This is a genomic window from Aliiroseovarius sp. PTFE2010, from assembly GCF_049943335.1.
GTDB lineage: Bacteria > Pseudomonadota > Alphaproteobacteria > Rhodobacterales > Rhodobacteraceae > JBNFVY01.
On record NZ_JBNFVY010000008.1, the window covers coordinates 22,768 to 35,655 of the forward strand.

Here is a 12,888-nt window from a genome sequence, read left to right on the forward strand (position 1 = left end):
TGGCAATCAATCGTCTGTGCCGTTATCCTTGGGTTCCAGATCGCGCAGCACGCTGGGCGTATCCTGCGCCTTGGCCAAGGTCCAACGGACGCGGCTCGCATAGTCGATTGCGTAGGAAGATAGAACCACTTGTTTCGTCGCACGCGGCTTTAAGCGGCCTTTTTCCAGATAAACGGACGCCTCTAGCGACATTTCGGCCTTGCCGTCATGCCGCATCACCCAGATTTCGCCGGACTTCAGCGCCATGGACAAAGCTGTACCGCCCATATCGATGCTGGCATCGACATCGGGGTGAAGGTGAAAGCGGATTTGGTACGGCACACCGCCAAGACCAATGGCATCCCGGGCCCTGTCGAACCGGCGCTCATCCGTCTTGTCCAACGCGCTCAATGTATCTTCGCCGGATAACATGCGGCTGTCGTCGGTCAACATCAGGTGGCGGATATGCGTCAGTCCGTGACTGCGCACATAACCGTCGTGCCCTGCGACCAGACCAGAGGACGGGCCGGTTTCCCCGTCATCTACCCTGCGTTCAATCCGCACGTCGCGCGGCGTCTGGACCAAACATTCGCGCGGATGGCCATTCATCCCGACCGTCGGCCCGAGCCGCGATGAACTGGCTCCTTCAATACCAAGGGTGGAATGGGACGGTGTGGCGCGCCCCGCCCGGCGCCACTCACTGCCGAAAGACACCCCCGACCCACAGTTGACCACCACCGGACGGCGGCCCGAAGAAAGCTCGAACGCCAAGGTCGAGGCATGTGCATTCGCACTGTCGGCCCCGCCAGGGGGCGCAGATGCATCGACGATCACGCTGGTGCGCCCCGCCGCAAGCCGCGCGTACCCCATGGCCAGCCCGTCTTCGCGCACCTTTTTGACACCGGACGCGGCCAAGGCCTGATCCAGTTTCCCCTCTTGGCCGCGCCCGCCACCGTGAAACCTTGCCAAACCACCATCGGAATGACGCAAGGCCCGCAAGGTGGGCGCGATCCGTTCGATGGCTGCAAGAATATCGCGCGGCGGCAACTTGCCCGATTCTGTCAAAGCGGAAATCGCCCAATTGAGCAGGGTAAACACTTCCAGTAGTTCTTCGGGGTTTCGCGTCGCTATGCCCCCGTCAGTATCGATCTGATCCGAGCAGTCGCGCGCCAGCGCCGTGACCGCTCGATCGACATAACGATCCATGTCGATCAGGGCCAAGCCAGCGTAAATCAGCCCCGTCAGGGCTTCGAACCGGGGCAACCCAAGCGTCGCCGACGGCCAGCGACGCGACAGGTAGATTGTCTGCTGGCCCAAGGAATTGAAGAACGCGCGGGACATGTCAGCATCCGCACCAGGCAAAAGAAAAAGCGCGTTGTTGATCAGGCGGATTAAACGCCGTCCGGTCAGATCCGGGGTCCAGCCCGGCCCGACACCGCCGCCATATTCATCAAGCCATTCCCAGGTCCATTGCTGTGCACGCTTGCGCGCCGCGCCGTCGCCAACCGCGGCCAGATCGTCAAGCCATGTGAACCCGTGGATTTCTTCGGTGAAAGACGGCGTCTGGCCCGGCAAATTCCAGATCGAGCCATGATTGGCCTCGATCAACTGCCCCGCGAACAGGAAATTCCCCGCGATCAATTGACGCCCTTTGGCGAACACGCCGATGGTGCGCGGTTCAGGTGACGTCTGAAACCCAGTTTTCACCCGCGCCATCGCTGCGCGGCGCGCATGAAAGCGGTTCATCCATTGCGCCTGACGCAAGGACCATGTGTCTTTGACTGTCACGGGGCCTGCCTCGCCATTGCCTCGCATCGCGGCTTTGCACCGCCGTTTTGCCGATCATACGCCGCACAGCGCGATCTGTCATTTGCAAAGATCGTCGTCAGGCAGACTTGCGCAGGCAGGCAATGAAAAAGCCGTCCATCCCACCCCGGTCAGCCCAATAGTCCGGGCGCAGTCGCAGGCCTTCGGGGCCGATCCAATCGACTTCAACTCCAGGAACTTTGAGCGATTCGGTATCGATTTCCAGATCGGGATAACGTTGTTTTGCATCGCGAATCTGCTCTTCGCCTTCGTCAATCAACAGCGAACAGGTACAATACACCAACCGGCCACCCGGCTTGAGAAGGGCCCAAGCCTGGTCGAACATGGCTTCTTGCAGCGCGAAAAGTTGGGGAAAGTCGCCCCCGTCCTTTGCGTGCGGAAGATCAGGGTGACGACGAATTGTGCCTGTGGCCGAGCAGGGCGCATCCAGCAAGATTGCATCGAACGCATCACTTTCAAATTCCAAGGCATCCGCCACAACCAGTTCTGCATGCAAGCCGGTCCGCGCCAGGTTTTCCGACACCCGGGCCATACGCTTTTCGGACAGGTCCAAAGCGGTCACCGCCGCACCGCTTGCCGCCAACTGCATGGTCTTGCCCCCCGGCGCGGCGCACATGTCCAGCACACGTTCGCCAGGTTGCGCGGCCAGTACATTGGCCGGGATCGATGCCGCGACATCTTGCACCCACCACGTTCCATGCTGATATCCGGGCAGCGCAGTGACCTGGCCCTGTCCGGGAAGGCGAACCGAACCATTGGGCAGAACCGTCCCCTCGAGCAGTTCGGCAAGTGCCGCGGGATCATTTCGCGCAGTCAGATCAAGGGGCGGGATCTGGGCGTGTACCGCTTCGATCGCTTCCATCGTCCGGCGCCCGTAGTCCGCGACCAAGACCTTTCGCAACCATTTTGGCAGGCGGGACGGAGGAAGCTCATCCCATTTCTGTTGGTTCCCGTCGACCTTGCGAAGAACCGCGTTGACCAATCCGGACAACCGCGCAAGGTACTCGTCCTGCTTGATCAGTGCCACGCAATCATTGACGATACCGTGCGCCGCGCCGCCGGAACAAATCTCGTAAGTTCCGAGGCGCAGAATGGTCATCGCCTTGTCGTCGGGCTTATTGCGCAGAAATGGGCCCAACATCCGGTCGCACCGCTCAAGATGGCGCAATGTCTCGGTGGCCAAACGCTGCGCGCGGGCGCGTTCCTGGACGGGCATGTTTGCCAGAGGCCCGGGAAGCAATTCCGACATCAAACGATGGTCGATGGTCACCCCATCGATGAGTTTTGCAGCTGCGCGACGCGGCGCCAGACCCTGTTCCGACATCAGTGTTTCCTTGCTTCGGCCTCGCCCGGGCGTATATCACCATGCGTGGCTCTACAACAATGGTACGCACCCATGACACACGGTACAGATATTCCCGAAGCTGCCAAACGCGCCTTGGCCGAAGCCAAAGAGCGCCGCGAAAAGGCGGACAAAGCTGCCCAGGAACGACCCGTCGAATTGGGCGGGCGCGATGGACCCGAACCCGTACGTTACGGTGATTGGGAAAAAAAGGGGATCGCCGTCGACTTTTAACGCAGGTCGCGTCCAGTCAAAGCCCCAGAACGTCCATCATGTCGTATTCGCCCGGATCGCGCCCCTGCCCCCAAATTGCAGCTTTGACGGCACCGCGCGCAAACAGGGATCGATCCGATGCCACATGGCGCAGGATGATACGTTCGCCCGGTCCGGCAAACATCACGTCGTGTTCGCCAACAATGTCGCCGCCACGAACGACCGCAAAACCGATATCGCCCCTATTGCGCGCGCCGGTGATCCCGTCTCGGCCTGAATCCCTTACATCGGGCAAGGACACCCCGCGCCCCTTCGCCGCTGCCTCGCCCAGCATCACTGCGGTGCCTGAAGGGGCGTCGACCTTGCGGTTATGGTGGGCTTCAATCACTTCGATATCGTAGTCGTCGTCCAGCGCTTCGGCGACCATTTGTGTCAACTTGGTCAACAGGTTGACACCAAGACTCATGTTGCCAGCGCGCACGACAACCGCGTGGCGGGCGGCGGCGGCGATCTTGCTCAGATCAGCGTCGGACAAGCCGGTCGTTCCGATCACGTGGACCGCACGGGCCTGGGCCGCCAGTTCAGCGAAGTGTACTGTCGCGGCGGGCGCTGTGAAATCGATTACGGCTTGGGCCGTCGAAAAGGCTTCAAGCGCATCGTCTGTCACGGTTACGCCCATCGCGGCCTTGCCCATGGCCGCGCCCAGGTCCTGACCGATCCAGTCATGCCCGGACCGTTCAACCGCGCCAACCAATTTGGCCTTGGGTGACTTTAGGACTTCGTGCACAAGCATCTGCCCCATGCGCCCTGATACGCCAGTGATCACGATTCCGGGTATGTCAGTCATGGTCGGTGTTCCCTTTTGCTTCGGCCCGGTTTAGCCGTCCTTGCGCGTCCTGCAAAGCCCCGGTTGCGCGCAAGCCCTGCGCGGATTATCTGGAGCGCATGGCAAAGAATCCCAACCGATCCGGACGTGCGCCCTCGCAACGACAGTTGCGTGTGGGTGAATTGATCCGGCGCACCCTTTCCGAAACGCTGCAACGCGGCGATATCCACGACCCGGATCTGACCTCCATGTCGATCACGGTCAGCGAAGTGCGCGTGTCGCCCGATTTGCGTGTGGCGACGGCCTATGTGCTGCCATTGGGCGGCAAAGGCGCAGAAGAGGCGCAAGCCGCTCTGCGGCGAAACCGATACGAATTGCGGCGTATCATCGGCAAGGCGCTGCAGATCAAGCATTCCCCGGAAATCCGGTTTGAAGTCGACGACACGTTCGATCGGATGGATTCCACCCGCCGCATGTTCGCCGACGAAAACGTCCAACGTGACCTGCGGGACCAGCCGGAGGACGACTGAATGGCACGCCGTAAGAAAGGGCGCGACATTCACGGCTGGCTGATCGTTGACAAGCCGGCCGGGATGACGTCGACCGCCGTTGTGAACAAGGTCCGCTGGGCGCTGGATGCAAAAAAGGCCGGCCATGCAGGCACATTGGACCCCGATGCGACAGGGGTTCTGGCGGTTGCCTTGGGCGAAGCGACGAAAACCGTTCCGTTCATCACCGACGCGTTGAAATCATACCTGTTTTCGGTGCGTTTGGGATGTGCCACGAAAACGGACGACGCCGAAGGCGAAATCACCGCGTCTTCGGATTTGCGTCCGAATGATGAAGAAATTCGCGCTGCGTTGCCATCGTTCGTAGGCGACATCATGCAGGTGCCCCCCAAGTTTTCGGCTGTCAAGATCGACGGCGAACGCGCCTATAAACTTGCCCGCGAAGAAGAAGATTTCGACATTGCCGCACGGCCTCTGTATGTCGACGAACTGTCTCTGATCGAACGCCCGGACGCCGACCATGTTGTTCTTCAGATGGTATGTGGCAAAGGGGGATATGTGCGTTCCATCGCCCGCGACCTCGGCGAAGCCCTTGGATGCTTTGGGCACGTCGCATGGTTGCGCCGCGACTGGTCGGGCCCGTGGGACGCCAGTGATGGGCTGACAATTGAAGACATCGACAGGATGGCCAAGGCACCGGAGTTGGACGGATATGTTCGCCCCTTGGAAGAAGGGCTGGTCGACTTGCCCATGATGACCACGAACGACGAGGGCGCAGCGCGCCTGCGCAATGGCAATCCGGGATTTGTCTATCCGGCCGACGTCGAATACGGGGACGAAGCCTGGGCGTCATTGGGTGGACAGGCGGTCGCGGTTGGAATTGCGCGCGGTTCGGAATTGCATCCCACGCGCGTCTTCGTACGCTAGGAACGCCGAGTGATTACACGACAGTTTCAGAAGGGCGATGCGCACTCAACTGCGATCTATTCGGATTGTGAAAACTATCGCTATGCTTTGACGCGCATCTGGGATCCGGATGGCCGGCGCGCACTGTTCATCATGCTGAACCCGTCAACCGCGACCGAAGTACAGAATGACCCGACGGTCGAACGGTGCGAAAGGCGGGCGCGCGCTTTGGGTTTCGGGGGATTCCGTGTGACAAATATCTTTGCGTGGCGCGACACCGATCCCAGAAAGATGCGGGCAGCGGCTGACCCCATTGGACCGCAAAACGACCAGACCATCGTCGAAAGCGTTCCGTTGGCAGATCAGGTAATTTGTGCTTGGGGAACCCATGGCGCCCATCTTGAGCGCGGCCCACATGTTGAGCGGCTTCTACGACAAACCGGCGCGCCCTTGTTTCACCTGGGTTTGAGCAAGGCCGGCCACCCCAAGCATCCGCTCTATATTGCCTACGCCGAACAACCGCGTGAATGGTCGCCGACCTGACTTCAGCGTCCGGCCGGAAACACGTCTTCCACCATCTCGACATAGACGTCCGCCATCGTCGCGCCCGCAGCCCCAGTCAACAAGGCGACGGCTTCCCCGTCGACCATGACTTCGGCGTCCAATCCGTTTTCTGCTGTCATGACTTCGACCATCGGGTCATCGTAGCCGGCGTGCGGGTTCAGCGTGATGCGCAGAAAATCCTGCCCCGGTTCGAAATCCGTCACCTCAGCCGCGCCGCCACTATCATATAGCCAGAAAATATCGGCGCCATTCCCGCCCGTGGCCGTGTCGGCACTGTCAAAAACCAGGGTATCGTTGCCGTCGCCGCCTGTCAGTTCATCGGCAGTGTTGTCGATGTGCCAAGCAAATTCGTGATGCTCTTCGCCAGAACGCTCACCCGCATGACCCAGATGATTCACAAGGTCGTCCCCTGCGCCACCATCCAACCTGTCGGCGCCGAAACCGCCGCGTATGGTGTCATTCCCATCGCCGCCAAGCAGCGTGTCGTTCTGCGCAACACTGTCCGAGCTGTGATCGCCGCCTTCGATATATTCGTCGCCACTTCCGCCGAGGATCAGGTCCCGCCCCCCTCCTCCGTCGAGATATAGATTGTCGCTGGCGCTGCCGGTGATGGTGTCACTTCCCATGCCCCCATCAATTGCGCCGGCCCCCTGCCCTGCAGACAGGTCATCATTCCCGGGACCACCATCTATAAAGGCCGCTTCATCCCCAGCGACGACTGTGTCGTTTCCTTCACCCGCGTCCACGTCATGCAACGTTCCATCCGTGGTTATGATCGGATCGCCATTTTCCAAGGTTAGTCGCTGGATATCACCGCTCGGATCATCCGACAGCATTAGCTCGTCGTCCAATTCCGTCAGGGATGTGGCGTTCAGATCGCCATAGGCCAAGGCTGTTTCGGAATCGTCATCTGTCGTCGGCGACAAAATAATGTCGGGATCGACTGCGCCCCCAGGTTCATCAGGTAAATCGGGATCTGTGGGCGCAACCACGCTGCCCGGATCGACATCTGTGTCTGCGGGATCGTCAACGGCATCTGGATCATTCGGGGACAACGCAGCCTGAGCCGTATCGGCGACATCGGAACTGTCATCGCCCAAGTATTCCGCCAAGGACACAGACTGCGCTTCTTCCAATTCGTCTGCGGCGTCCTGAGCATCAAGATCTGCCGCGTCCTCGTCTTGCGATTCAGACAACATGCTTGGCAACACTGCAAGTGGCAAAAGCCCAAGCAAAACCATTGCGATCATCATATCGTCACCTCACCCAACACCGATTGCCTGCATAGCAACTCGGGTCGAATGAAGCACGAAAATTCAAATTCCGATTTTACCTAAAGGTATCGAAATAAATGATAAAATTGAGCCGAAGCTTATAGGGCCTGAAACCGATGGGGCGAAATTGCACCCTGGGTTCTTACCCCGCAAAATACCGTTACAGCTGCGCCATGACACTAGCCAGCACATCCTTGTCCGACTTGCGCTGCTGCGAATTGAAAATCTCGTCGTAGCGCTTGTACTCGCCGTCCAGAAGCCCTGTTTCGACTTTCAGCGGCTCGAACTCCTGCCGCCCGGACATCAATCGAATGGCCTTGGTCGAGTTTCGAATGATCGCCAGCATGGTACCCTCTCTGACTTGCCCCGCATCCGGTTTGCCCCATTTCTGCCATGAATTTCAAATCTTCGCCGCAATTCCGGGGTTTTTGTCGCGAGCTAGGGAACAACATGCATCATTATCAAGTATTGGGTTATGTAGTCAGACAAACAGGCATACGAATCGAAGGACTTTCTTAATGAATGGGGCGCTGATATGTCCGAGGCCATGAACGAAAAAGACCAAATGTCATCCGAAATCGCCGAATTGCGCGATGCTCTGGTTCAATTGAACAACCATCGCTTCGTTCGCATTCACAATTCAACGAAACGGCTGATGTGGTTCCAATTCCTGCGCGGATTGTCGTTCGGACTGGGATCCGTTGTCGGGGCAACGATCCTTGTGTCGGTCCTGGCCTATGTCCTGTCGAATATCGACTTCATTCCGATCATCGGCGATTGGGCGTCCGAAATCGCGCGCCAGATCGACACTGAAAGCAGCGGCACTTATGGCGTGGATGGAGCCGACGAAAATCAATAGGGGGTTTCCTTTGTAGGGGAATCTTCCTATACGCGCGCATCCCCGACTCGCTTGGGGAACAAGGGCCTTGCTGGACGACATCCCGGCTTGTGCCGTCACATATCGAACCAAGGAGATACCCGATGTCGATTACAGCGGAAGAAAAGAACCGTCTGATCAAGGAATACGCAACCAAAGATGGCGACACAGGTTCGCCAGAAGTTCAGGTTGCCATTCTTTCGTCGCGCATCGCGACCCTGACCGAGCACTTCAAGACCCACAAGAAAGACAACCATTCGCGTCGTGGACTTCTGATGATGGTCGCACAGCGCCGCAAGCTGCTGGACTACGTCAAAGGCAAGGATGAGGCCCGCTATCAGGACCTGATCAAACGCCTTGGCATCCGCCGCTAAGGCAACAATATATCGGTTTCGAAACGCCCGCCTCTTCCGGCGGGCGTTTTCATTTCATCACCGTCGTTGACATGAACGACCAAGGGCCGCATGCCATCGCTCATGACTGAACCCACGCAAATTTACCTTGTCGCGACGCCCGGTTTGGAAAGCCCTCTGGCCGAAGAAGCGCGCGAGCTGGGATTTGACAGCGCGACGGTGTCGCCTGGGGGCGTAACGATCACGGGCGGCTGGGCCGACGCCATGCGGGCCAATCTGTGGCTGCGCGGGGCTACGCGTGTGCTGGTCCGTGTGGCCGAATTCCGGGCGATGCATCTGGCGCAATTGGACAAACGGGCCCGCAAACTGCCTTGGGCCGAGTGGCTGCGCCAGGACGTAGCCGTGCGCGTCGAGGCGACGTGCCGCAAGTCGCGCATCTATCACGACAAGGCGGCTGCTCAACGCGTCGCACGCGCCATTGCCGAAACGCTTGGCGCGCCGGTCAAAGACAAGGCCCCGGTGACCGTAAAGGTGCGGATCGACGACGACCTGTGCACGATCAGCATCGATACCACGGGCGCTTCGCTGCACAAACGCGGACATAAACAGGCCGTCAACAAAGCCCCGATGCGCGAAACCATGGCCGCGATGTTCCTGCGCGAGGCAGGCTATCGGGGCGACTGCACGGTGTACGATCCAATGTGCGGCTCAGGCACATTCGTGATCGAAGCGGCCGAGATTGCCCTGGGGCTTGCGCCGGGACGGGCCCGCGATTTTGCTTTTGAAAAGCTGGCGTGGTTTGACGCCGCAGCGTGGGAAAGCATGACGAAAGCCGCCTCAAACGACACGGCGTTGCACTTCCACGGGTCGGATCGCGATGCCGGGGCCATCCGGATGAGCGGCGAGAACGCCGCACGCGCCGGGGTCGAGGCCGTCACGTCGTTTGCCTGCCACCCGATAACCGAAGCCCGCCCCCCCGCAGGGCAGCCGGGCCTGATCATCGCCAACCCGCCTTACGGCGCGCGGCTAAGTGGCAAAGCCAAGGGGCCGCTTTACGCACTATATGGCCAGTTCGGCGACACGATGCGGGATCACTTCAAGGGTTGGCGTGTTGCCCTGGTCACCACGGATGCAGGTCTGGCCAAGGCGTCTGGCCTCGACCTTGAACCCGGACCCATCGTGGCCCACGGCGGGCTGAAAGTACGGCTGTGGCAGTGCGGGTCGATCATCTGATTTGCATTTTTCGGGGATCAGAACGCGCTGAAAACCGCCATCTCTCTGCGATTTCGATGATCGCGCAGCAGTCTCCAGCCGTCTGCTGAGACAGACCTGCGCTGTGGAGCCCTGGGGGTCTGTACGCCTGCTGCGTCGCGTTGCCCACAATTCAGACCTGCCAATGATGACCATACAACACGATCTCAGCAACGACGGCCATCGCGTTTCTTCGCTCGCAAAGCCAAATCACCCCCGTCTATTTACAAGGGCGCCATGCCCACGCGTGGTTCGAACAAATTGTCGCCGGGGCGATGTGTTGTAGGGGCGTTTTCCGGATTCCGCGCGATTCAGGCCCGACTATCCGGCACAATGATCTGTTTTGACGCCGCAAAGCTATGCGACCGCCGGCCTGAGGATATCTTTCCTTCCCAACAAGCCTGCTTTCCTGTATGGCCCCCTCATCTGAAACGTGACGCCTTAGACCCCGGCGCATGAAATGATGATAGGGGTCGGTGGCAATGGGGCCACCCATGAAACGGGAGACATGGGATACGCCCATGAGTGCTCTCAGACAGGATACGCTTTGATGTTCAATGAAGTGAAGAAATCAATCCAGTGGGGCGAAGAAGAGCTCACACTGGAAACCGGCAAGGTTGCCCGTCAGGCTGACGGAACCGTAATTGCCACTTTGGGCGAAACATCGGTCATGGCCAACGTGACCTTCGCCAAGGAACCGAAACCGGGCCAGGACTTTTTCCCGCTCACGGTTCACTACCAAGAGAAATACTACGCCGCCGGCAAGATCCCGGGCGGCTTTTTCAAGCGCGAAGCCCGGCCGACCGAAAAGGAAACGCTGACCGCGCGCCTGATCGACCGTCCGATCCGCCCGCTGTTCGTGCCTGGCTTTAAGAACGAAGTTCTGGTCATGTGCACCGTGCTGAGCCACGATCTGGTGAACGATCCCGACGTGGTGGCAATGATCGCCGCATCGGCAGCTTTGACCATTTCCGGCGCGCCCTTCATGGGGCCGATTGCCGGTTGCCGCGTGGGTTACGAGGATGGCGAATACATCCTGAACCCCGAATGCGACGACATGCACAAACTGCGGGAAAACCCCGATCAGCGCCTGGACCTTATCGTTGCAGGGACCAAGGACGCCGTGATGATGGTGGAATCGGAAGCCTATGAGCTGTCCGAAGCCGAAATGCTTGGTGCCGTCACCTTTGCGCATGAACAGATCCAACCGGTTCTGGACGTGATCATCGAGCTGGCCGAGGAATGCGCCAAAGAGCCGTTCGACTTCCAGGCACCCGATTATTCCGAGCTGTACGAGGCGGTCAAAAAGGCCGGCGAAGCACAGATGCGCGACGCATATGCCACGACCGACAAACAGGAACGTGTGTCCGCTGTTGCCGCTGCCAAGCAGGCAATCAAGGACAGCCTGAGCGAAGAACAGCTGGAAGACCCGAACCTCGGCTCGGCACTGAAAAAGCTGGAATCGACGATTCTGCGCAGCGCCGTCGTCAAGGATGGCAAGCGGATCGATGGCCGCGCGCTGGATCAAGTGCGCCCGATCGTTTCGGAAACAGGCATCCTGCCCCGGACCCACGGTTCGGCGTTGTTCACGCGCGGTGAAACCCAAGGTCTGGTCGTCACGACTCTGGGCACCGGCGACGATGAGCAGATGATTGATGCGCTGACCGGCACCTACAAGTCCAACTTCCTGTTGCACTACAACTTCCCGCCCTATTCGGTTGGTGAAGTGGGGCGTGTGGGGTCTCCGGGCCGTCGTGAAATCGGCCACGGCAAGCTGGCATGGCGCGCACTTCAGGCCGTTCTGCCTGCTGCGACCGATTTCCCCTACACAATCCGCGTCGTGTCCGAGATCACGGAATCGAATGGCTCGTCCTCGATGGCCTCGGTGTGTGGTGGATCGCTGTCAATGATGGACGCCGGTGTGCCGCTGAAGGCCGCAGTTGCCGGTGTTGCAATGGGTCTGGTTCTGGAAGATGACGGATCCTACGCGGTTCTGACCGACATCCTGGGCGACGAAGATCACCTTGGCGACATGGACTTCAAGGTCGCGGGTACGGAAAACGGCATCACCTCGCTCCAGATGGACATCAAGGTGGCCGGCATCACGCCCGAGATCATGGAAAAAGCCCTGGCGCAAGCCAAGGAAGGCCGGTTGCATATCCTGGGCGAAATGAACAAGGCACTGTCCAGCGCTGGCGAATTCAGCGCCCATGCGCCGCGCATCGAAACCATGCAGATCCCGACCGACAAGATCCGTGAAGTGATCGGCTCGGGCGGCAAGGTCATCCGCGAAATCGTGGAGACTTCAGGCGCCAAGGTCGACATCAACGACGAGGGCATCATCAAGATTGCCTCGGCGAACGGTGAAGCCATCCAGAAGGCCTATGACATGATCCATTCGATCGTGGCCGAGCCCGAGGAAGGCAATATCTACAAAGGCAAGGTCGTCAAGATCGTCGATTTCGGTGCTTTTGTGAACTTCTTCGGAAAGCGCGATGGGCTGGTGCACGTCAGCCAGATCGAAAACCGTCGCCTGAACCATCCTTCGGACGTTCTGAAGGAAGGCCAGGAAGTGTACGTCAAGCTTCTTGGTTTCGACGATCGCGGCAAGGTGCGCCTGGCCATGAAGATGGTCAATCAGGACACCGGCGAAGAGATCACGAAAGAACAGGAAGAGTCGGCCGAGTAAGCCAGCTTCATTCCTTTGCGAAAGGCCCCGGCATTGTCCGGGGCCTTTTTCGTTGTGTTCAGCGCTCTGGGATACATTGGGGCAACCTTTCACCCCTTTTCACGACGGGCGAAAACGATCCAGGTTTGGCGGGGCACGGGTGGCGAAAAAAGGCGATCCCACTATCCGCTTGCTTCGCCGGCAAGCCGCAAGCTTGAAACGCGCCGCCCCGGATCCAAACGGCCATCGGACCGGGTTCATAAACGCCTGCGCGCCCCGTGTGATTGTTGTCGGCGACA

Annotated in this window: 13 protein-coding genes; 8 read left to right on the forward strand and 5 right to left on the reverse strand. The window is 59.4% G+C overall.

All coding sequences use genetic code 11. From position 1 onward, the window contains the following. Positions 1–6: 6 nt before the first annotated feature. Together ACP2AV_RS11625 and ACP2AV_RS11630 are read right to left on the reverse strand one after the other, a co-directional pair. Positions 7–1,725, reverse strand: coding sequence for a heparinase II/III family protein (locus ACP2AV_RS11625; RefSeq protein ID WP_426372980.1), 1,719 nt, complete (start codon positions 1,723–1,725; stop codon positions 7–9). 139 nt (positions 1,726–1,864) lie between these two features. Next, positions 1,865–3,130: an RsmB/NOP family class I SAM-dependent RNA methyltransferase gene (locus tag ACP2AV_RS11630; protein WP_426372896.1), complete on the reverse strand. Its 1,266-nt coding sequence runs from the start codon at positions 3,128–3,130 to the stop codon at positions 1,865–1,867. 72 nt (positions 3,131–3,202) lie between these two features. Between ACP2AV_RS11630 and ACP2AV_RS11635 the strand changes: the two genes are divergently transcribed. Beyond that, on the forward strand, positions 3,203–3,382 hold the full coding sequence (locus ACP2AV_RS11635) for a DUF1674 domain-containing protein (RefSeq protein ID WP_426372898.1): 180 nt from the start codon (positions 3,203–3,205) through the stop codon (positions 3,380–3,382). Positions 3,383–3,398: 16 nt separating this feature from the next. Here ACP2AV_RS11635 and dapB read toward each other — a convergent pair whose 3' ends face one another. Beyond that, positions 3,399–4,208: a 4-hydroxy-tetrahydrodipicolinate reductase gene (gene dapB, locus ACP2AV_RS11640; protein ID WP_426372899.1), complete on the reverse strand. Its 810-nt coding sequence runs from the start codon at positions 4,206–4,208 to the stop codon at positions 3,399–3,401. Positions 4,209–4,306: 98 nt separating this feature from the next. Here dapB and rbfA point away from each other — a divergent pair, with 98 nt between their 5' ends. The 3 genes from rbfA to ACP2AV_RS11655 are packed head-to-tail and all read left to right on the forward strand — an operon-like array spanning position 4,307 to position 6,145. Further along, positions 4,307–4,717 carry a 30S ribosome-binding factor RbfA gene (gene rbfA, locus ACP2AV_RS11645; RefSeq protein WP_426372900.1) on the forward strand — a complete coding sequence of 137 codons (411 nt, stop codon included), beginning with the start codon at positions 4,307–4,309 and terminating at the stop codon, positions 4,715–4,717. Then, complete coding sequence (gene truB / locus ACP2AV_RS11650) at positions 4,718–5,623, forward strand: tRNA pseudouridine(55) synthase TruB (RefSeq protein ID WP_426372901.1); 906 nt, start codon at positions 4,718–4,720, stop codon at positions 5,621–5,623. A gap of 9 nt (positions 5,624–5,632) precedes the next feature. Further along, the gene (locus ACP2AV_RS11655) at positions 5,633–6,145 is read left to right on the forward strand and encodes a DUF1643 domain-containing protein (protein ID WP_426372902.1); all 513 of its coding nucleotides are present in this window, start codon (positions 5,633–5,635) and stop codon (positions 6,143–6,145) included. A 2-nt stretch (positions 6,146–6,147) separates the two neighbouring features. Here the strand turns inward: ACP2AV_RS11655 and ACP2AV_RS11660 are convergent, their stop codons facing one another. Both ACP2AV_RS11660 and ACP2AV_RS11665 read right to left on the reverse strand, forming a co-directional pair. Beyond that, positions 6,148–7,419, reverse strand: coding sequence for a calcium-binding protein (locus ACP2AV_RS11660; RefSeq protein ID WP_426372903.1), 1,272 nt, complete (start codon positions 7,417–7,419; stop codon positions 6,148–6,150). 181 nt (positions 7,420–7,600) lie between these two features. Continuing rightward, a complete protein-coding gene (locus ACP2AV_RS11665; protein ID WP_426372904.1) occupies positions 7,601–7,786 on the reverse strand; it encodes a hypothetical protein in 186 nt (61 codons plus the stop codon). Between the two features lie 189 nt (positions 7,787–7,975). Between ACP2AV_RS11665 and ACP2AV_RS11670 the strand changes: the two genes are divergently transcribed. From ACP2AV_RS11670 to pnp, 4 genes are all read left to right on the forward strand, one after another. Next, positions 7,976–8,299, forward strand: coding sequence for a DUF5665 domain-containing protein (locus tag ACP2AV_RS11670; protein ID WP_426372905.1), 324 nt, complete (start codon positions 7,976–7,978; stop codon positions 8,297–8,299). A 122-nt stretch (positions 8,300–8,421) separates the two neighbouring features. Beyond that, the gene (gene rpsO, locus ACP2AV_RS11675) at positions 8,422–8,691 is read left to right on the forward strand and encodes a 30S ribosomal protein S15 (RefSeq protein ID WP_426372906.1); all 270 of its coding nucleotides are present in this window, start codon (positions 8,422–8,424) and stop codon (positions 8,689–8,691) included. A 102-nt stretch (positions 8,692–8,793) separates the two neighbouring features. Then, positions 8,794–9,903: a THUMP domain-containing class I SAM-dependent RNA methyltransferase gene (locus ACP2AV_RS11680; protein WP_426372907.1), complete on the forward strand. Its 1,110-nt coding sequence runs from the start codon at positions 8,794–8,796 to the stop codon at positions 9,901–9,903. Between the two features lie 568 nt (positions 9,904–10,471). Further along, positions 10,472–12,610: a polyribonucleotide nucleotidyltransferase gene (pnp, locus tag ACP2AV_RS11685; RefSeq protein WP_426372909.1), complete on the forward strand. Its 2,139-nt coding sequence runs from the start codon at positions 10,472–10,474 to the stop codon at positions 12,608–12,610. Positions 12,611–12,888: the final 278 nt, after the last annotated feature.

Bases quoted from the DNA above. Each gene is read 5' to 3' on its own strand.
- ACP2AV_RS11625 (WP_426372980.1), bottom strand. From the start codon at position 1,725: ATGAACCGCTTTCATGCGCGCCGCGCAGCGATGGCGCGGGTGAAAACT.
- ACP2AV_RS11630 (WP_426372896.1), bottom strand. From the start codon at position 3,130: ATGTCGGAACAGGGTCTGGCGCCGCGTCGCGCAGCTGCAAAACTCATC.
- ACP2AV_RS11635 (WP_426372898.1), top strand. From the start codon at position 3,203: ATGACACACGGTACAGATATTCCCGAAGCTGCCAAACGCGCCTTGGCC.
- dapB (WP_426372899.1), bottom strand. From the start codon at position 4,208: ATGACTGACATACCCGGAATCGTGATCACTGGCGTATCAGGGCGCATG.
- rbfA (WP_426372900.1), top strand. From the start codon at position 4,307: ATGGCAAAGAATCCCAACCGATCCGGACGTGCGCCCTCGCAACGACAG.
- truB (WP_426372901.1), top strand. From the start codon at position 4,718: ATGGCACGCCGTAAGAAAGGGCGCGACATTCACGGCTGGCTGATCGTT.
- ACP2AV_RS11660 (WP_426372903.1), bottom strand. From the start codon at position 7,419: ATGATGATCGCAATGGTTTTGCTTGGGCTTTTGCCACTTGCAGTGTTG.
- ACP2AV_RS11665 (WP_426372904.1), bottom strand. From the start codon at position 7,786: ATGCTGGCGATCATTCGAAACTCGACCAAGGCCATTCGATTGATGTCC.
- ACP2AV_RS11670 (WP_426372905.1), top strand. From the start codon at position 7,976: ATGTCCGAGGCCATGAACGAAAAAGACCAAATGTCATCCGAAATCGCC.
- rpsO (WP_426372906.1), top strand. From the start codon at position 8,422: ATGTCGATTACAGCGGAAGAAAAGAACCGTCTGATCAAGGAATACGCA.
- ACP2AV_RS11680 (WP_426372907.1), top strand. From the start codon at position 8,794: ATGACTGAACCCACGCAAATTTACCTTGTCGCGACGCCCGGTTTGGAA.
- pnp (WP_426372909.1), top strand. From the start codon at position 10,472: ATGTTCAATGAAGTGAAGAAATCAATCCAGTGGGGCGAAGAAGAGCTC.